This window comes from Plantactinospora solaniradicis, assembly GCF_042658085.1.
GTDB classification, from domain to species: Bacteria; Actinomycetota; Actinomycetes; order Mycobacteriales; family Micromonosporaceae; genus Plantactinospora; species Plantactinospora solaniradicis.
Genome location: NZ_JBHSPR010000010.1, coordinates 351,732 through 370,826, shown reverse-complemented (window position 1 = coordinate 370,826; position 19,095 = coordinate 351,732). Strand labels below are relative to the sequence as shown.

Annotated in this window: 17 protein-coding genes; 11 read left to right on the top strand and 6 right to left on the bottom strand. The window is 72.0% G+C overall.

The window, feature by feature from the left end:
* Positions 1-91: 91 nt before the first annotated feature.
* Positions 92-715 carry a hypothetical protein gene (locus ACFP2T_RS14175; RefSeq protein ID WP_377421549.1) on the top strand — a complete coding sequence of 208 codons (624 nt, stop codon included), beginning with the start codon at positions 92-94 and terminating at the stop codon, positions 713-715.
* 16 nt (positions 716-731) lie between these two features.
* Here ACFP2T_RS14175 and ACFP2T_RS14170 read toward each other — a convergent pair whose 3' ends face one another.
* A complete protein-coding gene (locus ACFP2T_RS14170) occupies positions 732-3,725 on the bottom strand; it encodes an AfsR/SARP family transcriptional regulator (protein WP_377421547.1) in 2,994 nt (997 codons plus the stop codon).
* A gap of 136 nt (positions 3,726-3,861) precedes the next feature.
* Between ACFP2T_RS14170 and ACFP2T_RS14165 the strand changes: the two genes are divergently transcribed.
* The 3 genes from ACFP2T_RS14165 (at position 3,862) to ACFP2T_RS14155 (ending at position 8,256) form a co-directional block, all read left to right on the top strand.
* Positions 3,862-5,469, top strand: coding sequence for an amino acid permease (locus ACFP2T_RS14165; protein WP_377421545.1), 1,608 nt, complete (start codon positions 3,862-3,864; stop codon positions 5,467-5,469).
* A gap of 17 nt (positions 5,470-5,486) precedes the next feature.
* Positions 5,487-6,836: a glutamine synthetase family protein gene (locus ACFP2T_RS14160; RefSeq protein ID WP_377422813.1), complete on the top strand. Its 1,350-nt coding sequence runs from the start codon at positions 5,487-5,489 to the stop codon at positions 6,834-6,836.
* A gap of 73 nt (positions 6,837-6,909) precedes the next feature.
* Positions 6,910-8,256 carry an aldehyde dehydrogenase family protein gene (locus tag ACFP2T_RS14155; RefSeq protein ID WP_377422811.1) on the top strand — a complete coding sequence of 449 codons (1,347 nt, stop codon included), beginning with the start codon at positions 6,910-6,912 and terminating at the stop codon, positions 8,254-8,256.
* Between the two features lie 80 nt (positions 8,257-8,336).
* On the opposite strand, the gene ACFP2T_RS14150 is transcribed toward ACFP2T_RS14155, so the two are convergent.
* Positions 8,337-8,615: a mycoredoxin gene (locus tag ACFP2T_RS14150; RefSeq protein ID WP_377421544.1), complete on the bottom strand. Its 279-nt coding sequence runs from the start codon at positions 8,613-8,615 to the stop codon at positions 8,337-8,339.
* Positions 8,616-8,757: 142 nt separating this feature from the next.
* On the opposite strand from ACFP2T_RS14150, the gene ACFP2T_RS14145 reads away from it, so the two are divergent.
* The 3 genes from ACFP2T_RS14145 (at position 8,758) to ACFP2T_RS14135 (ending at position 11,172) form a co-directional block, all read left to right on the top strand.
* Positions 8,758-9,528, top strand: a complete 771-nt coding sequence (locus ACFP2T_RS14145; RefSeq protein WP_377421542.1) for a 3-oxoacyl-ACP reductase — start codon at positions 8,758-8,760, stop codon at positions 9,526-9,528.
* A gap of 79 nt (positions 9,529-9,607) precedes the next feature.
* Complete coding sequence (gene map, locus ACFP2T_RS14140) at positions 9,608-10,465, top strand: type I methionyl aminopeptidase (protein ID WP_377421540.1); 858 nt, start codon at positions 9,608-9,610, stop codon at positions 10,463-10,465.
* Complete coding sequence (locus tag ACFP2T_RS14135) at positions 10,462-11,172, top strand: VIT1/CCC1 transporter family protein (protein WP_377421538.1); 711 nt, start codon at positions 10,462-10,464, stop codon at positions 11,170-11,172. Before map ends, ACFP2T_RS14135 begins: the two co-directional genes overlap by 4 nt.
* Positions 11,173-11,179: 7 nt before the next feature.
* Here ACFP2T_RS14135 and ACFP2T_RS14130 read toward each other — a convergent pair whose 3' ends face one another.
* From ACFP2T_RS14130 to ACFP2T_RS14115, 4 genes are all read right to left on the bottom strand, one after another.
* A complete protein-coding gene (locus ACFP2T_RS14130) occupies positions 11,180-11,893 on the bottom strand; it encodes a nucleotidyltransferase domain-containing protein (RefSeq protein ID WP_377421537.1) in 714 nt (237 codons plus the stop codon).
* An 18-nt stretch (positions 11,894-11,911) separates the two neighbouring features.
* Complete coding sequence (locus ACFP2T_RS14125) at positions 11,912-12,412, bottom strand: nitroreductase family deazaflavin-dependent oxidoreductase (protein ID WP_377421535.1); 501 nt, start codon at positions 12,410-12,412, stop codon at positions 11,912-11,914.
* A 103-nt stretch (positions 12,413-12,515) separates the two neighbouring features.
* Positions 12,516-12,938 carry a ferritin-like domain-containing protein gene (locus ACFP2T_RS14120; protein ID WP_377421533.1) on the bottom strand — a complete coding sequence of 141 codons (423 nt, stop codon included), beginning with the start codon at positions 12,936-12,938 and terminating at the stop codon, positions 12,516-12,518.
* 109 nt (positions 12,939-13,047) lie between these two features.
* Entirely contained in the window at positions 13,048-13,566 is a 519-nt protein-coding gene (locus ACFP2T_RS14115) for a hypothetical protein (RefSeq protein ID WP_377421531.1), read from the bottom strand.
* A gap of 189 nt (positions 13,567-13,755) precedes the next feature.
* Between ACFP2T_RS14115 and rimP the strand changes: the two genes are divergently transcribed.
* The 4 genes from rimP (at position 13,756) to infB (ending at position 18,986) form a co-directional block, all read left to right on the top strand.
* Positions 13,756-14,481 carry a ribosome maturation factor RimP gene (gene rimP / locus ACFP2T_RS14110; RefSeq protein WP_377421530.1) on the top strand — a complete coding sequence of 242 codons (726 nt, stop codon included), beginning with the start codon at positions 13,756-13,758 and terminating at the stop codon, positions 14,479-14,481.
* Entirely contained in the window at positions 14,478-15,533 is a 1,056-nt protein-coding gene (nusA, locus tag ACFP2T_RS14105) for a transcription termination factor NusA (RefSeq protein WP_377421528.1), read from the top strand. Before rimP ends, nusA begins: the two co-directional genes overlap by 4 nt.
* Before the next feature lie 15 nt (positions 15,534-15,548).
* Positions 15,549-15,893 (top strand): YlxR family protein, encoded by a 345-nt coding sequence (locus ACFP2T_RS14100; RefSeq protein WP_377421526.1) that lies wholly within the window; start codon positions 15,549-15,551, stop codon positions 15,891-15,893.
* Between the two features lie 93 nt (positions 15,894-15,986).
* A complete protein-coding gene (gene infB, locus ACFP2T_RS14095) occupies positions 15,987-18,986 on the top strand; it encodes a translation initiation factor IF-2 (RefSeq protein ID WP_377421524.1) in 3,000 nt (999 codons plus the stop codon).
* Positions 18,987-19,095: the final 109 nt, after the last annotated feature.

Genomic DNA, 19,095 nt, shown 5'->3' with positions numbered 1-19,095 from the left:
CACGCCCACGACCCGGGGTGGCCCTGACAGTCGGTTGTGAGCGATCCGGCAGACCCGATCGGCAGGCTGCCGGCAAGGAGGTATTCGGGACATGATTTTTGTCGAACTCATCACGGCCAAGGGCAACCTGGATCCGGAGCAGCGTCTGCGGGTGGCCCAGCGGCTCGGGTCGATGCACGAACTGAGCGGTGGTGCCGAGGTACAGCCCGGCACGGCGGAGGTCTTCCGGTCGATGTTCCAGGTGGTGATCCACGAGCCGGCGGCGTGGGTGGTCGGCGGGGAACCGCTCGCGCCGGCCGATCCACCCCGGTACGTCGTCCGGGCGTACGTGCCGGCGCCGTGGCGCAAGGATCTCAGCCAGCCGCTCATCGCGCACGTGACGAGGGTGCTCTCGGAGTTGGGTGCGGGCGACGACCGGGCGGAACCGGGGCGTGGACCCGCCGTGCTGGTGCTGGTGCTCGGCATCTCGGAGGGCGCCATCGGTCTCGACGGGGTGCCCCGGACCTCCACCGACCTGGTGGAGATGCTCGGCGAGCCGTACCGGGACGACCTCGCGGCCGGCAGGGCGGTCAAGGATCCGCTGTGCGGGGTGGTCGTTCCGTTGAACGAGAAGGCGATCACCCTCGACCTGGACGGCACCCGGTACGGCTTCTGCTGCTCCGGGTGCCGGGACACCTTCGTCGCCCGACGACGCGGGGCGGGCGTACGGGTGTGACCCCGGGCGGGGCGGCTCAGCTGTCCCGGATCAGCCCGAGCGCGGCGTCGCGACCCAGGTGCCTGCCCCGGTCGTACGCGGTCCGGTAGCCCTCCGTGCCGAGCACGGCCGGCAGGTCCCGGGTCAGCCGGAGCACGTCGGGGTTCCGGGCGCTCGGCCCCCCGGAGAGGGCGTGCGCGGCGCCGAGGATCCGCGCCGCCCGCTCCGGATGGCCGGCGTGCCGGAGCAGGTCGGCCACGCCCACCCCGACCATGGCCACCATCGGCAGGTCGGGCATGGTGACCGCCAGGGCGTACGCCTGGCGGAGGTGCCGGGCGGCGGCGTCGAGGTCGCCGGTGGCGACGGCGAGCCGGCCCGCACCGGCCGAATACAACACCCGGTACGCCGGGTCGCCGTCCACGCCGGCCAGCGCGAGTTGGTGTGCCGCCTCGCGCAGGTCACCGTCGTACCGGGCCAGGTCCGCCAGGGCCAGCCGGGCCAGGGCGATGTGCCGGGTCGACGGCGCCTGGTCGAGCACGTCCAGCAGGTCGGCGCGGGCGGCCGTCACGTCGCCCGCGTCGACCCGGACCATCGCCGCCCAGATCCGCTGGTCGGCGTCGGTGCCGAGGACCCGGAGCAGGGTCATCGTCTCGTCCAGCGCGGCGACGGCCTCGTCGAAGTCACCGGCGGACAGCGCGGTGGAGGCCAGGGACATCAGCGACAGCGCCAGGCCCCAGCGTTCACCGGCCGCGCGGAAGCCCTCGACGGCGGTGCCCAGCGCCTGGCGGCCGTTGTGCCGGTCCCCCTCGGTGCCGAGCAGGAATGCCCGGACCAGCCAGAGCATCGCCCGGGTCCAGGGGTCGGGATGGGCCAGGTACCCGTCCAGCGCGGACAGCCCGACGCCGAACTCGCCGCCGACCAGCGCGAGGAGCGCCCGGACGAGGGCGGCGGTCGGGCCGGATCCGCGTACCGGTCCGGCCACCGCCGCCGCGTCGGCCAGGTCGCCCGACAGCATGGAGCTGAGCAGGAAACTCGCCACCGCCTCCAGTCGGATCTGCTCGGGTACCGCACCCGGTACCGCGAGCGCCCCGCGCAACCGGTTCGCCGCCTCGGCGTGATCGCCGTGGATCGTCCAGAACTGTCCGAGGGCGGCGCCGAGCCGTACCGCCGTCTCGGCGTCACCGGACTCGACGGCGAAGCGCAGGGCGGTGAGCAGGTTGTCGCGTTCGGCGCCGAGCCGGGCGATCCACGGCAACTGGCCGGCCCCGCGCAGGTGCGGCGCCGCCCGTTCGGCCTGGTCGAGGAAGCAGGCCGCGTACGCGGCCCTGGCCTCGGTGAGCCGACCGGTGGCGGTGACCCGCTCCAGCCCGTACGCGCGGATCGTTTCGAGCATGCGGTACCGGCCGTCGTCGTACTGGAGCAGGGACTTGTCGACGAGGGCGTGCAGGAGGTCCGGGCCGATCCCGACGTGCTCGGCGGCGGACGCGGTCAGGCTCGCCGGGAAGACCGCGAGCCGCCCGGCCGCCTCGCGTTCCGGTTCGGTGAGCAGATCCCAGCTCCAGGCCACGACCGCGCGCAGTGTCCGGTGCCGGGGCAGGGCGGTACGGCTGCCGCCGGTGAGCAGGGTGAACCGGTCGTCCAGCCGAGCGGCCAGGTCGTCGATGGACATCGAGCGGAGCCGGGCGGCGGCCAGTTCGATCGCCAGCGGCAACCCGTCGAGCCGGCGGCAGACCTCGGCGATCTTTCCGGCCGGAGGTACGACGGGTTGGACCGCCCGGGCCCGATCGGTGAACAGCCGTACGGCGGCGGCCGGATCGAGCGGAGGTACCGGGCAGATCGCCTCTCCGGTGATGCTCAGCGGCTCGCGGCTGGTGCCGAGCACCCGCAGTCGTGGACAGCGGCCGAGGAGTTCGGCGGCGAGCCGGGCCACCGCGTCGACGAGGTGTTCGCAGTTGTCCAGTACGAGCAGCGGCGCCGCGACCGACAGCGCCTCGACAAGCCGGGTGACCGGGTCGGCGACGCCCCGGAGCCCGAGCGCGTCCGCGACGGCGCGGGGAACCTCGCCGGGGTCGGTCAGCGGGGCCAGTTCCACCAGCCAGACCGGACCGGGCAGCTCGGCCAGCACGGCTGCGGCGAGCCGGGTCTTACCCACCCCACCCGGCCCGACCAGGGTGACCAGGCGGTACGCCCGGAGCTGTTCGTCGATCCGCCGCCGTTCGACGTCCCGGCCGACGAAACTGGTCAGCGCCACCGGCAGACCACCGGGCCCGGTGACACGACCGCTCGCGGCGGCATCCGGCCGCTCGCCGCGCAGTACCGTCAGGTGGAGTTCCCGCAGCTCCGGGCCGGGCTCGTTGCCCAACTCGTCGGCGAGGATCTGCCGGTACGCCGCATAGGCGGCCAGCGCCTCCGCCTGCCTGCCGTCGGCGTGCAGCGCCCGGACCAGCAGCCACCGCAGCCGTTCCCGCAGCGGGTGCGCCGTGGTGAGCTGCTCCAGTTCGGCTATCGCCGGCCGTACGGCGTCGGCCGCCAGTTCCGCCGCGAGCCGGTCCTCGATGGCCACCAGCCGCAGTTCCTGGAGCCTCGCGATCACCGCCCCGGCGTACCGGGCCTGGGCGACGTCCGCCAGCGGATCGCCCCGCCACAGCTCCAGCGCCTCGCGTAGGCGTGCCGTGGCGCGGGACGCGTCGCCGTCGTCCAGCGCCCGGCGGCCCGCCCGGGCCAACTGCTCGAACCGGAAGGCGTCCACCGCCGTGGCGGGGAGGTCGAGACGGTAGCCGGTCGGTGCCGAGCGCAGCACCGACCCGTCGGGGAGGAGCCGCCGCAGCCGGGAGGTGAGCGAGTGCAGGGCGTGGGTCGGCTGCCGTGGCCCGCCGTCCGGCCACAGTGCCTCGATCAGGGCCGGAGTGCTGACCACCCGGCCGGGGTCGAGGGCGAGCCGGATCAGCAACGCGCGCAGCCGTACGCCGCCGATGGGGACCGGCGTTCCGTCCGCCAGCACCTCCAGCGGGCCCAGCACCCCGATGCGCATGCGATCCACTCTGCCACCGACACGCCGGCGGACTTCGGGCGCGATCGGTTGACGTGGATCTCCGGCCGGCGGACGATCTCGGCATAGGCGTGGCGAGGGTCACAGTCTTCATCCGGCACGGTTGAAGGAGACACCGATGAGCGCACCTACCCAGCCGACCGGTACGCCAGCGGCGCCGGAGATCGGTCTCGACGAGCAACGCCTGGCCCAGCTCGGCTACCAGCAGGAACTGCGGCGGAAGCTCTCCGGGTTCTCCAACTTCGCGGTCTCGTTCTCGATCATCTCGATCCTGGCCGGTGCGATCACGTCGTACGGCATCGCGATGACGGCCGGCGGCCCGATGGCGATCACCCTGGGCTGGCTCTTCGTCGGCGGCATGGTCACCCTGGTGGCGCTCGCGATGGCCGAGATCTGCTCGGTCTACCCCACCGCCGGGGCGCTGTACTGGTGGGCGGCGGCGTTGGCCAAGCGGAACAAGGCCGCCTGGGCCTGGTTCATCGGCTGGTTCAACTTCCTCGGCGAGGTGGCGGTCACCGCGGCCATCGACTTCGGCGCGGCGATCACCACCTCGGCGTTCCTCAGCCTGACCTTCGGCCTCGAGGTGACGCCGGAGCGTACCTTCGTGGTCTTCCTCGTGATCATCGTCGCGCACGGGCTGTTGAACACCTTCGGGGTGAACCTGGTCCGGGTGCTCTCCGACGTGAGCGCCTGGTGGCATCTCGTCGGCGTCGCGACGATCGTCGGCGTGCTGGCGATAGTGCCCGACCAGCACAAGCCAATCTCGGAGGTCTTCTTCGAGGTCCGCAACGCCACCGGCCTCGACTTCGGCGGGGCGGCCGTCTACGCCGTACTGATCGGCCTGCTGATGGCCCAGTACACCTACACCGGCTACGACGCGAGCGCGCACGTCGCCGAGGAGACCCACGACGCGGCCCGCGCGGCGCCCCGGGGCATCGTGATGTCGGTGGTGGTCTCGGTGATCGCCGGATTCTTCCTGCTGTTCGCCATCACCTGGTCGATCCGGGACTACGACGCGCAGCGGCAGACCGAGCTGGGACTGCCACCGGCCCAGATCTTCATCGACGCGACCGGCGAGGAGACGGGGATCTTCCTGCTCTTCATCTGCGTGGTGGCGCAGTTCTTCTGCGGGATGGCGTCGGTCACCGCGAACTCCCGGATGACGTACGCCTTCAGCCGGGACGGCGCGTTGCCCGGCTCGCGGATCTGGCGCCGGGTCAACGCCCGGACCGGTACGCCGACCAACTCGATCTGGCTCTGTGTGGCCTGTTCGACCCTGCTGGTGCTGCCGTCGCTGTGGAACACCACCGCGTATCTGGCCGCCACCTCGATCGCGGTGATCGGCCTCTACATCGCGTACGTCGGACCGGTGTTCCTACGTCGCCGCAGCCCCGACTTCGCGCCGGGCCCGTGGAACCTGGGCCGGTGGAGTCCGTTGGTCGGTTGGCTGGCGATCGGCTGGGTGGGCGTGATCTGTGTCCTCTTCGTGTTGCCCACCTCGGGTCCGATCACGGCGACGACCTTCAACTACACGATCGTCGCCGTGGCGGTGGTGCTCGGCGCGGCCTGGCTGTGGTGGGTACTCAGCGCCCGGCACTGGTTCACCGGCCCTCGGCAGAACATCACGCCGAGCACCCCGCAGAACATCGCGCCGAGCACGGCGGAGAGCATCGCGCCGAGCACGGCGGAGAGCATCGCGCCGAGCAGCCCGGAGGAGGGGCGTTGACGGGCCGGGTCACCCCGATGCGGGTCGAGGAACTTCGGGTGGCGGTCGACGGCGGTGAGATCGACACCGTAGTGCTGGCCCTGGTCGACATGCAGGGCCGTCTCCAGGGCAAACGGTTCCACGCGCCGTACTTCCTCGCCGAGGTGCTCCGGCACGGCAGCGAGGGCTGCGACTACCTGCTGGCGGTGGACGTCGAGATGAACACCGTCGGCGGGTACGAGATGTCGAGCTGGGAACGCGGCTACGGCGACTTCGCGATGGTTCCCGACCTGACCACGCTGCGCCGGGTCCCCTGGCAGCCCGGAACCGCGATGCTGCTGGCCGATCTCGCCTGGCTGGACGGCAGCGGGGAGGTGGTCGCCTCGCCCCGGCAGATCCTGCGCCGCCAGCTCGACCGGCTCGGCACGCACGGGCTGACCGCGTACGCCGGCACCGAGTTGGAGTTCGTGCTCTACCGAGACTCGTACGAGGACGCCTGGCGCCGGGGTTACCGCGACCTGACCCCGGCGAACCTGTACAACGTGGACTACTCGCTGCTGGGCACCGCCCGGGTCGAGCCGCTGCTGCGGCGGATCCGGACCGAGATGGCCGGCGCGGGCCTGACCCCGGAGAGCGTCAAGGGCGAGTGCAACCTCGGCCAACACGAGATCGCCTTCCGGTACGCGGAGGCGCTGACCTGTGCCGACAACCACGTGGTCTACAAGAACGGGGCGAAGGAGATCGCCGCCCAGGAGGGTATGGCGATCACCTTCATGGCCAAGCCCAACGAGCGGGAGGGCAACTCGTGCCACATCCACTTCTCGCTCCGCGGGACCGACGGCTCCTCGGCGATGCTCGGTGACGGTCCGGCCCACCTCTCCGGCACGGGGCAGCGGGTGCTGGCCGGGCTGTTGGCGACGATGTGCGACTTCAGCCTGCTCTTCGCGCCGAACGTGAACTCCTACAAGCGTTATCAGCCCGGGTCGTTCGCGCCGACCGCGCTGCGCTGGGGCACCGACAACCGCACCTGTGCGCTCCGGGTGGTCGGGCACGGCCAGGGCATGCGGGTGGAGAACCGGGTACCCGGGGCGGACGTCAACCCGTACCTGGCGATCGCGGCGCTGGTGGCGGGTGCCGTACACGGGATCGAGGCCGGGCTCGACCTGGAGCAGGAGTTCACCGGCAACGCCTACGCCGACTCCTCCGCCGCCCGGGTGCCGGCGACGCTGCGCGACGCGCTCGTGCGCTGGGAGGACTCCACGACCGCGAGGTCGGCGTTCGGCGCCGAGGTGGTCGCGCACTACGCCAACCACGCGCGCGTCGAGCTGGCCGCCTTCGACGCCGCGGTGACCGACTGGGAGCTGCGACGTGGCTTCGAACGGCTCTGACCGGGGCGCCGATCCGGACGGGCGGTCGGCACCGGTCACCGACCCGGACGGGCGGTCGGCACCGGTCACCGACCTGGTCAATCCGGCGACCGGGCTGGTGGTGGCGACGGTGCCGGCGACCGGCGCCGCGCGGACGGACGCGGCGATCGACCGGGCGGCGCGGGCGTACGGGTCGTGGCGGCTGGTTGCGCCGGGGGACCGGGCCCGGCTGCTGCGCCGGTTCGCCGCCGAGGTCGACGCGCACCTGGAGGAGCTGGCCGAACTGGAGGTACGCAACTCCGGGCACACCATCGGCAACGCCCGGTGGGAGGCGGGCAACGTACGGGACGTCCTCGACTACTACGCCGGGGCGCCGGAGCGGCTGGTCGGCCGGCAGATCCCGGTGGCCGGCGGGCTGGACGTCACCTTCTACGAGCCGCTCGGCGTGGTCGGGGTGATCGTGCCCTGGAACTTCCCGATGCCGATCGCGGCCTGGGGTTTCGCCCCGGCGCTGGCCGCCGGCAACACGGTGGTGCTCAAACCGGCCGAGCTGACCCCGCTGACCGCGATCCGCCTGGCCGAGCTGGCTCTCGACGCCGGGCTGCCGCCGGACGTCCTCACCGTGCTGCCCGGCCGGGGGAGCGTGGTGGGCGAGGCGTTCGTCGCGCACCCGGCGGTCCGGAAGATCTGCTTCACCGGCTCGACCGAGGTCGGCACCCGGATCATGGCCGGCTGCGCCGCGCAGGTGAAGCGGCTGACCCTCGAACTCGGTGGCAAGAGCGCCAACCTCGTCTTCGCCGACGCCGACCTGGAGCGGGCGGCGGCCACCGCGCCGTACGCGGTCTTCGACAACGCCGGCCAGGACTGCTGCGCCCGGTCCCGGATCCTGGTCCAGCGCCCGGTGTACGACCGCTTCCTCGAACTGCTGGAGCCGGCCGTCCGCGCCTTCCGGGTGGAGGATCCGGCGCTGGAGACGGCCGAGATGGGGCCGCTCATCTCGGCCGGTCAACGGGAGTCGGTCTCGTCCTCGGTGGCTGGTGCCGAGGTCGCCTTCACCGGCTCCTGTCCCGAGGGCCCCGGCTTCTGGTACGCCCCGACCGTCCTGCTGGCCCGTTCGCCGGCCGAGCGGCACTGGCGGCAGGAGATCTTCGGCCCCGTCGTCTCGGTGTTGCCGTTCGACGACGAGGCCGAGGCGCTGGCGCTGGCCAACGACACCGAGTACGGCCTCTCCGGCTCGATCTGGACCCGGGACGTCGGCCGGGCGATCCGGGTGGCCCGGGGCGTGGAGTCGGGAAACCTCAGCGTCAACTCGCACTCGTCGGTGCGCTACTGGACGCCGTTCGGTGGAATGAAACGGTCCGGCCTCGGCCGCGAACTCGGCCCGGACGCCCTGCACGCGTTCACCGACGTCAAGAACGTCTTCATCGCCACCGACGACTAGGTGTCAACGCGGGCCGCCCGAGGCGGTCGGCGGGACGGTCGCCGGATGGCTGCCGGTCGGCGTGGCGACAGCGGCGGAGATCAGTCGTTCCGGGTCAGCAGATGTGGGGCGTGCTCGCGGACGGCAGCCAGCAACTTGCGTGCCGACGGGTTCACCATCGGCTGGCCCGCCACGGTCACCGTCGGCACGGTCTCGTTGCCGTTCGCCACCGACCGGACGTACGCCGCCGCATCCGGATCCCGCCAGATGTTGACCTTCGTGTACCGCAGCCGGGTGAAGAGCAGCTGGAACATCAACTTCATGCAGTACGGGCACCCCTGCCGCCAGTAGACGACAACGCCGTCCCGGTCCTCGGTCATGGCACTCCTCCGCTGTCGGCCCCGCTGGTCGGAGCGTAGCCGGGACCGCCCGGATCCAGACCTGCCGATCTGGTCCTCGACCACCGACGGGAGGTCGGCGAGGATGCCGGGAACGGTGGTGATCCGGAAGGGGAGTACGGCGATGACAAGTGATCGACTGGTCGGACGGGTGGCCGTGGTGACCGGCGCCGGCAGCGGGATCGGGCTGGCCACCGTACGTCGGCTCGCCGCCGAGGGCGCGTACGTGGTCTGCGTCGACATCGCGGCCGACGCCGGGCGGGCCGCCGCCGACGAGGTGGACGGCGAGTTCGTGGAGTGCGACGTGGCCGACGAGCCGGCCGTACGCGATCTGTTCGATCAGGTCGCGGCCCGGCAGGGACGGATCGACATCGCGTTCAACAACGCCGGCATCTCGCCGCCGGACGACGACTCGATCCTCGACACCGGCCTGGACGCCTGGGAACGGGTGCTCCGGGTCAACACCACAAGCGTCTACCTGTGCTGCAAGTACGTGATTCCGCACATGCTGCGCCAGGGCAAGGGGTCGATCATCAACACCGCCTCGTTCGTCGCGCTGATGGGGGCGGCGACCTCACAGATCGCCTACACCGCGAGCAAGGGTGGCGTGCTGGCGCTGACCCGGGAACTCGGCGTGCAGTTCGCCCGGCAGGGGATCCGGGTCAACGCGCTCTGTCCGGGGCCGATCGGCACCCCGCTGCTCCGGGAGCTCTTCGCCAAGGACCCGGAACGGGCCGCCCGCCGCCTGGTGCACGTCCCGATGGGGCGGTTCGGCGAGCCGGCGGAGATCGCCGCTGCGGTGGCCTTCCTGGCCAGCGACGACGCCTCGTTCATGACCGCCGCCCAGTTCGTGGTCGATGGGGGGATCACCGGCGCGTACGTCACCCCGCTGTGAGGTTGTCCGGTGAAGTCCGGATGTCGTGCGGGTCACCGAAGCGTGAGCACGTCCGGGGGCCGAGGTTAGGCTGGAGGCCATGACCGTCCGTGCGCCGCTGACTCCCGGCACGCTCTCCCCGTGGCGCCAGGTGCCGCCGCAAATCGTCCGTCCCGAGTACGTCGGCAAGAAGCGGCCGAAGGAGTGGCGAGGCTCGCACGTCCAGTCCGCCGAGACGATCGAGAAGATGCGGGTCGCCGGCCGGATCGCGGCCCAGGCCACCCAGCTCGCCGGGGAGCACTGCAAGCCGGGCGTCACCACCGACGAGATCGACCGGGTGGTGCACGAGTTCCTGATCGACCACAACGCCTACCCGTCCACGCTCGGCTACAAGGGCTTCCCGAAGTCCTGCTGCACGAGCCTGAACGAGGTGATCTGCCACGGCATCCCCGACTCGACCGTGCTGATGGACGGCGACATCATCAACGTCGACGTCACCGCGTATCTCGACGGGGTGCACGGGGACACCGACGCGACCTTCTGCGTCGGCGAGGTGGCGGAGCCGGCGCGGCTGCTGGTGGAGCGGACCCACGAGGCGATGATGCGCGGCATCCGCGCGGTCGTACCGGGCCGGCAGATCAACGTGATCGGCCGGGTCATCGAGTCGTACGCCAAGCGCTTCGGCTACGGCGTCGTCCGGGACTTCACCGGGCACGGCATCGGCGAGGCCTTCCACAGCGGCCTCTACGTGCCGCACTACGACAGCCCCCGGCCCACCGACATCATGGAACCGGGAATGACGTTCACCATCGAGCCGATGATCACCCTCGGCACCCACGAGTACGACATGTGGGACGACGGATGGACCGTGGTCACCAAGGACCGGCGCTGGACCGCACAGTTCGAGCACACGATCGTGGTCACCGAGGACGGTCACGAGATCCTCACCCTGCCGTGACGGACGCCTCCACCCGGGTCAGCGACCACCACCACGCGGACGTCTCCGGCGGCTGGCTGCGGCCCGCCGTCTTCGGGGCGATGGACGGCCTGGTCACCAACATCGCCCTGATCGCCGGCGTCGGCGGGGGAGGCGCCGAGCCCCGGAACATCGTGCTGACCGGGTTCGCCGGCCTCGTCGCCGGGGCGATCTCGATGGGTCTGGGCGAGTACACCAGCGTGCAGTCCCAGAACGAGCAGGTGGCCGCCGAGGTCGCCAAGGAGCGCCGCGAACTGGCACGGAATCCGGCCGGCGAGGCCCGGGAACTGGCCGACGCCTGGGCGGAACGCGGCCTGCCCCGCGATCTGGCCGAGCAGGTGGCGGACGCGCTCCGGCACAACCCGGAGGAGGCGCTCCGGGTGCACGTCCAGGAGGAACTCGGCGTCGACGTCGACGAGCGGCCCAGCCCGTGGACCGCTGCCTTCTCCTCGTTCATGTGCTTCTCGGCGGGCGCCCTGGTGCCGCTGGTGACGTACCTGCTGGGGTTCTCCAGCCTGTGGCTGGCGTTGGTGGTGGGCGGTCTCGGCCTGTTCGTCGCCGGTGCGCTGGTCGCCCGGTTCACCAAGCGGAAGTGGTGGGTGAGCGGCGGTCGGCAACTCCTGCTCGGCGCGGCGGCCACCGCCGCGACATACCTGGTCGGCCGGCTGATCGGGGTCGGTGTCAGCTGAGCCGGGATCAGTCGCCGAACAGGTCGGCGACCGTTCCGTCCACCGGGCGACCCCGGGCGGCCAACTCCGTGGCCTGGTCGCGCAGTACCGTGCCCAGTTCGGTCATGTCGGCCCCGGCCAGTCCGGTCCGGATCACCGCGTCGGCGTCGGTCCGGAAATAGGTGCGGGTGAAGAATCCGACCACGGTCGCCGCGGCCAGCCGGGCGGCCCCGAGCATCAGCAGCGCGGCATCGGTCTGGTACCACTCGGCTAGCCGGACCGCCCGGGTGTGCGCCGCGAATCCCCGGCACCACGCCTGCCGGGCGAGCGAGGTGAACTCCGCCGGGCGGGCCGCGGCCAACCGACCCAGGTGCGCGTCACGCAGCGCCGGCAGCCATCCGGTGGGATCGTGCAGCGGCTTCGTGCTGACGTACCGGTCCGCGACGAGCGGCCACGACGTCGAGAGGGTACGGGCCTGGGCCAGGTAGTCGTCCGCGCCGACCGGGGCGAGGTCGACCAGCACCCCGTCCAGCCGCCGGGTGGCCGGGCGCGGTCCCGTGCCCGGCCGGTAGGTGACCGCGACGAGGTTCACGTCACTGGTCTCGTCGTCGTCGCCGTGCGCGAGCGGGCCGTACACGCCGATCGCCAGGATGTCGGCCGGATACCGTCGGCGGGTCTGCCCGGCCACCTGCTCGGCGAGCAGGCGGCGGGGATTGGCGAGGTACGGATTCTCCTCCGACATCACGCCATTGTCGTGGATCTACCTCTGGCCGGGCAGGGTCGGTGCGAGTCGGAAGATGCGGATGTCGCGACCACCGGCCCGGCGCACGTAGGTCTGGTACGCCGGCCACTCGGCCACCAGCAGTTGCCAGAGCCGGTCCCGTTCCGCGCCGTCGACCAGGTGGGCCCGGACCGGTACCCGGGTGCCGGCGACGGTCACCGTGGCGGACGGCTCGGCGAGCAGGTTGAGGGCCCAGGCCGGATGCTCGGCCCGGCCCCAGTTGGACCCGATCACCACGTAGCCGTCGCCGTCCCGTACGTAGAGCAGCGGGTTGGTCCGCGGCTGTCCGGACCGGCGCCCGGTGGTGGTGATCAGCAACGACGGGATCAGGCCCAGCGCGACCACCCGACCCCGGGTCAGGCGCGCGACCAGGCGGTCGGCCGGGACCAGCAGCGGGGTGAAGGCGGCGAACCAGCGCCGGTGGCCGAGCCGGCGGACGAGTCTGCCCAGTGCGGATGCCGGCCTTCCCAGAGTGGACATCGACACAGTGTGCCGGCTGCGGGGTGCCGATGACACCACCAATCGGTGAGCGGCGCCGAATCGGGCCGCCCGGTGAACCCAGGTCAGCCCGGCTGGCGGCCGATCAGGCCGGTCGGCCGGGGAACGGCACGGTGGCCGGGGTGACCCCGGCCGCCCGCCGCCACCTGGTCGCGCGTACCGCCGTGTCGGTGAGCCCGTTCAGCGCGCTGTTGCGTTGCGCTCCCTCGGTGGCCGTCAGGGCGGCCCGCCACACCGCGCCGGTCCGCTCCTCGACCTCGACCGCCAGCCGGAGCGCGCTGGCCTCGTCGGTGACCGGAAACGGCAGGGCGTACGCCGGGGAGGCCACCGGAACCGGGCCGCCCTTGTCGGTCAGCAGCAGAATCAGGCTGTCCCGGCGGCTGCGGTGTGCGGCCTCGGCGGACCGGGCCTGGCTGGCCGCGTCGCCGTCCAGGTGCACCCCGATCGGCCCGTACGCGTAGATCGCCGCGTGTTCGGCGGCCAGCGCCGCCGCCAGTGCCTCGGACATCAGGCCACCCTCCCCGTCCGCCCGGCGGCGGTCGTCGTCCGGTCCACGGCCGGCCCGATCACGGTCGTCGTCCGGCCGGCGGCCGGCTGGGCCGTGGCGCGGTACCCGGTCATCGGAGCACCTCCAGATGGCTGGCCCGGGCCGCGGTGATCGACCCGACCAGCGCGGACCGGTTGGCCGGGGCCTCGGTGCACGCCTTCGCGGCGGCCTCCCGGCCCTGCTGTTCGGCCTCCCGTAGTTGCCCCAGGGCCGTGGCGGCGGTTCCGGCGCCGGGATCTCCGGCGGACGTCGAGGGCGCGACGGTGGCACTGGGCAGCGCCGTCCCGGTGACCCGGGCCAGTTCCGCGGCGTGTGCCCGGTGAGCCTCGGCGACCGGGCGGAGCGGGCCGTCCAACTCCGGGAACGCCGCGATCGCCGCCTCGTACCGGGCGGCGAGGTCGAGCGCCCCGCCGATCAGTGGCGCGAGTGGATCCGGAGCGGGCGGTGGGTCGGGCTCGTTGTCGAACAGACCGCATCCGGTCAGCGAGCCGGTGGCGCCGACCAGCGCCACCAGGGCGGTTGCTCGTACCACGTCGCGCCGGGACCGCCCCGCCGTCCCGTTCTTCTGGTTCGTGTCTCCGGTCCGCACCGATCAAGTCAACACCATCGGTGGTTGCGACGGCGTTAGCACGGGCGTCGTGGCCGCCTCGTCGGTGCGCCGATCGGGCCCCCGGCGGGCCAGCGCGTTACGCTCTGCGCAGCCGCCGGGCGAATCGGTCCGGTGGCACGCTGGTATGGCTGCCGGGACGGGGCCGATGATCGCGAGAGGGGGGCGGAGATGACGCAGCGTGGCCGTGCCACCGGCCGACCCAAGGCGGGTCCCCGCGCTTCGGGGCGCCCCCGCGACGACTCGTCCGCGCGCCGGCTCCGGCTCCGTGCCGTCATCGAACCCGTGGTGAACGCCGCCGGCTACGACCTCGAGGACCTTTCGGTGTCCCGGGCCGGTCGCCGGTACGTGGTCCGGGTGGTCGTCGACGGCGACGCGGGCGTCAGCCTGGACGCGGTGGCCGATGTCTCCCGGGCGCTTTCCAAGGCGCTCGACCAGGCGGAGGAGACCGGCGGCGATCTGGTCGCCGGGGAGTACCAGCTCGAGGTGAGTTCGCCCGGTGTGGACCGGCCGCTGACCCTGCCCCGGAACTGGCGGCGCAATGTCGGCCGCCTGGTGAAGGTGACCGTGCGCGGTGCCGGCGAGCCGGTGACGGCGGCCCCGGGTAACCCGGGAACGGCGACCGACCCGACCGGACGACCGACGACCGAACGACCGACTACCGACCGGCAGGTGACCGCTCGGGTGGTCGCCGCCGACGAGCACCGGGTGGTGCTGGACACTGACGCCGGACCGACCGGATGGGCGTACGACGACCTGGGGCCCGGCCGGGTCCAGGTGGAGTTCAACCGGCTGGACGAGATCGCGGAAGACGATCTGACCGACGCTGGCGATGATGACTATGACGACGACGTCGAAGACGGCGACGACGAAGATGTGGAGGGCGAGGAGCGGTGAACATCGACCTCGCGGCGTTGCGCGCCCTTGAGCGCGAACGGGAGATCCCGTTCGACACGATTCTCGCGGCGATCGAGACCGCGTTGCTGACGGCGTACCGGCACACAGAGGGGGCCCAGGCGAATGCCCGGGTCGAGATCGACCGTAAGACCGGCGCGGCCCTGGTGTACGCCCAGGAGCAGGACGCCGAGGGTGCGGTGGTCAGGGAATTCGACGACACTCCACACGATTTCGGTCGGATCGCCGCGATGACCGCGAAGCAGGTCATTCTGCAGCGGCTTCGGGAGGCCACCGACGAGGTGCACTTCGGCGAGTACGCGGGCCGGGACGGTGACCTGGTCACCGGAGTGGTGCAGGCGCACGAGGCGCGCAGCGAGAAGGGCATCGTCTCGGTCGACCTGGGCAAGGTGGAGGCGGTGCTGCCCCAGGCCGAGCAGGTTCCGGGCGAGCTGTACGAGCACGGGCAGCGGCTGCGGTGCGTGGTGGTGCACGTGGTGAAGGGCTTCCGAGGCCCGCAGATCACCCTGTCCCGTTCGCACCCGAACCTGGTGAAGAAGCTGTTCGCCCTGGAGGTGCCGGAGATCGCCGACGGAACGGTGGATATCGCGGCGATCGCCCGGGAGGCCGGTCATCGCACCAAGATCGCGGTTCGGTCCACCGTGTCGGGAGTCAACGCGAAGGGCGCCTGCATCGGCCCGATGGGTCAGCGGGTCCGCGCGGTGATGAGCGAGCTGCACGGTGAGAAGATCGACATCATCGACTGGTCGGAGGACCCGGCGACGTTCGTGGGCAACGCCCTGTCGCCGGCCAAGGCGCTCCGGGTCGAGGTCGTGGACGCGGCGACCCGGACGGCGCGGGTGACCGTACCTGATTTCCAGCTTTCGTTGGCTATCGGACGGGAAGGGCAGAATGCCCGTCTCGCCGCCCGCCTCACCGGCTGGCGGATCGACATCCATGCCGATACCGAGCAGGTGCCGAGTTCGGCACCCGCCGGCCGGCAGGGCGGTGCTGATCACGCAGCCGAGGCGGACGGAGCGATCTCGACCGGGTAGGGGTAGACTTTCTCAGTGGTACGACGCGCGTCGCCGGAGCGCACCTGTGTGGGCTGTCGGCAGCGGGCGCCGGCCGGCCAGCTGCTGCGGATTGTCGCGGTCGGCGATGAGACTGGTCACAGCCTCCGACCCGATCCGGCCCGTAGGCTGCCGGGACGGGGGGCGAACCTGCATCCCGACCCGGCCTGCTTCACGCTGGCGCTGCGGCGTCGGGCCTTTGGGCGGGCGCTGCGTATCGCTGGCGTCCCAGACGCGAGTGAGTTGGCCGAGCACCTCCAAGGCGTTGACAAACACGACCGGTCACCCGGCCGGGCGGAATCGACGCAACGGAACCCAAGCAAGGTAGGACGACCGACATGAGCACACGATGAAGTCCCAGAAATGACCAGGCTTCAAGTGCACGAGTGAGGTTGCTGCGGGTGCTGCCCGCACGACCTCGGAGTGAGGAGTGCAGTGGCAGGCAAGGCCCGCGTACACGAGCTGGCTAAAGAGCTCGGGGTCGAAAGCAAGACCGTTCTCGCCAAGTTGAAAGAGATGGGCGAGTTCGTCAAGTCCGCGTCAAGCACCGTCGAGGCCCCGGTGGCCCGGCGGCTGCGTGGCGCCTTCGTCGCGTCTTCGGAGCCGGCGGCACCCGCCGCTCCGTCAGCGCCTCCGGCCCCCAAGGCGACCCCGACCCCGGGTCCCGGGGAGCCAAGAGTCTCCGCCAAGCCGGGACCGCCCCGTCGGGTGGTGCCACCGGCGGCGAAGCCCAAGGGCCCCGTTCCGGGTCCGCCGCAGCCGGCGGCTCCGGTCGCCAAGCCGGCGAGTGCCCACGACATCGAGCTGGCCGCGGCCGAGGCTCGGGCCACGGCGTTGAAGGCCGAGCAGGAGGCGGCGGTCAAGGCCGCCCAGGCCGCTCGGCAGCAGCGCAACGACACGGTCCGGCGGGAGCCGCCGGCCGAGGGTGGCCCCACGTCCCGGCCGAGGCCGAACCCGGGCGCCGTTCCGCCGCGGCCGGGTTCTCCGGCCGGCGCGCGGCCCGCGCCGCCCGGTGCGCCGACGCCCGGTCCGGCCCGGCCCGGTGGCCGTCCGCCGGCTCGTAGCGGCGGCAACAACCCGTTCGGCATCACGCCGGGCGGACAGCGTCCCGCGGCTGGGGGCGGCCCTCGGCCCAACCCGGCCAACATGCCTCCTCGGCCGAGCCCGGCTTCCATGCCGCCCCGGCCCAGCCCGGCTTCGATGCCGACGCAGCGCCCCGGTCGTCCCGGTGGCGGCGGTCCTGGCCGTCCTGGTGGCGGTGCCGGTGCCGGTCGTCCCGGTGGTGGCGGCGGCGGGTTCCGCGGCGGCCCCGGTGGTGGCGGTGGCGGCGGCGGGTTCCGTGGCGGTCCCGGTGGGGGCGGCGGCGGTGCCGGCGGTGGCGGTTACCGAGGTGGTCCCGGTGGCGGTGCCGGTGCCGGTGGTGGCGGCTACCGAGGTGGTCCCGGTGGGGGCGCACCGGCCGGTGGCGCGGGTCGCCCCGGCGGTGGCGGTCGCGGCCGTGGCGGCGGTGCCGCGGGTGCCTTCGGGCGTCCGGGTGGCAAGCCGACCCGTGGTCGCAAGTCGAAGAAGCAGCGCAGACAAGAGTTCGACAATCTGTCCGCGCCGACCATGAGCTCGGGCGCCCCGCGCGGCCAGGGCCAGGTCATTCGGCTGCCGCGTGGTGCCTCGCTGTCGGACTTCGCCGACAAGATCAACGCGAACCCCGGTTCGCTGGTCCAGGAGATGTTCAACCTGGGCGAGATGGTCACCGCGACCCAGTCCTGCTCTGACGACACCCTGAACCTGCTGGGTGAGCACCTCGGCTTCGAGGTGTCGATCGTCAGCCCGGAGGACGAGGACCGCGAGCTGCTCGCGCAGTTCAACATCGATTTGGACGCCGAGGTCGCCTCCGAGCGGCTGGTCACCCGACCGCCGGTGGTGACCGTGATGGGTCACGTCGACCACGGTAAGACCAAGCTGCTCGACGCGATCCGTAAGGCGAACGTCGTCGAGGGCGAGGCCGGCGGCATCACCCAGCACATCGGTGCCTACCAGGTGCACGTGCCGCACGATGGTGTGGACCGGGCGCTGACCGTCATCGACACCCCGGGTCACGAGGCATTCACCGCCATGCGTGCCCGTGGTGCCCAGGTCACCGACATCGTGGTGCTGGTGGTCGCCGCCGACGACGGCGTCATGCCGCAGACGATCGAGGCGCTCAACCACGCCAAGGCGGCGGACGTACCGATCGTGGTCGCGGTCAACAAGATCGACAAGCCGGACGCCAACCCGGACAAGGTCCGCCAGCAGCTCACCGAATACGGTCTGGTCGCCGAGGAGTACGGCGGCGACACCATGTTCGTGAACGTGGCGGCCAAGCCGGGCATCGGCATCGAGGAACTGCTCGAGGCGGTCCTGCTCACCGCCGACGCGTCGCTGGAGCTGACCGCTCCGATCGACGGGCCGGCGCAGGGTGTGGCCATCGAGGCGCACCTGGACAAGGGTCGCGGTGCGGTTGCCACGGTGCTGGTGCAGAAGGGCACCCTGCGGGCCGGCGACTCGATCGTCGCCGGTGGGGCGCACGGTCGGGTCCGGGCCATGCTCGACGAGAACGGCAAGCAGGTCGCCGAGGCCGGGCCGGCGCGTCCGGTCATGGTGCTCGGTCTGACCGCGGTGCCGGGTGCGGGCGACACGTTCCTGGCGGCCGAGGACGACCGGACGGTGCGGCAGATCGCCGAGCAGCGGCAGGCACGGCGGCGGGCGGCGAGCTTCGCCAACTCCCACCGGCGGCCCAGCCTCGAGACGATCATGGAGCAGCTCAAGGAGGGCGAGAAGACCTCGCTCAACCTGGTGCTCAAGGGCGACGGTTCCGGTTCGGTGGAGGCGCTGGAAGACGCGCTGTTCAAGCTGGACATCCCGGAGGAGGTCCAACTGCGGATCATCCACCGGGGCGTCGGTGCCATCACCGAGAGCGACGTGATGCTGGCCAGCGCCTCGTCCGAGGCGGTGACGATCATCGGCTTCAACGTCCGGGCCTCGAACAAGGTCCGGGAGATCGCCGACCGCGAGGGTGTGGAGATCCGGTACTACACGGTCATCTACCAGGCCATCGAGGAGATCGACGCGGCGCTCAAGGGGCTGCTCAAGCCGGAGTACGAGGAGGTCGAGCTGGGCAGTGCGGAGATCCGCGACGTGTTCCGCTCGTCCAAGATCGGCAACATCGCCGGTTGTATCGTCCGGTCCGGTGTCATCCGCCGGAACGCCAAGGCGCGGCTGCTGCGGGACGGGGCGGTCGTTGCCGACAACGTCTCGATCAGCTCGCTCAAGCGGTTCAAGGACGACGCCACCGAGGTCCGCGAGGGCTTCGAGTGTGGTCTGACGTTGAGCAACTACAACAACGTCCAGGTTGGGGACATCATCGAGACCTTCGAGATGCGCGAGAAGCCGCGCGCCTGATCGAGATCGATGTACCGGTGGCCGGGGCCCGACGGGTCCCGGCCACCGGCCTGTCCGGGGGCGGCGGACCGGAAAAGCGATGATCAGCGAGGGCGGTATGCCGTACCCT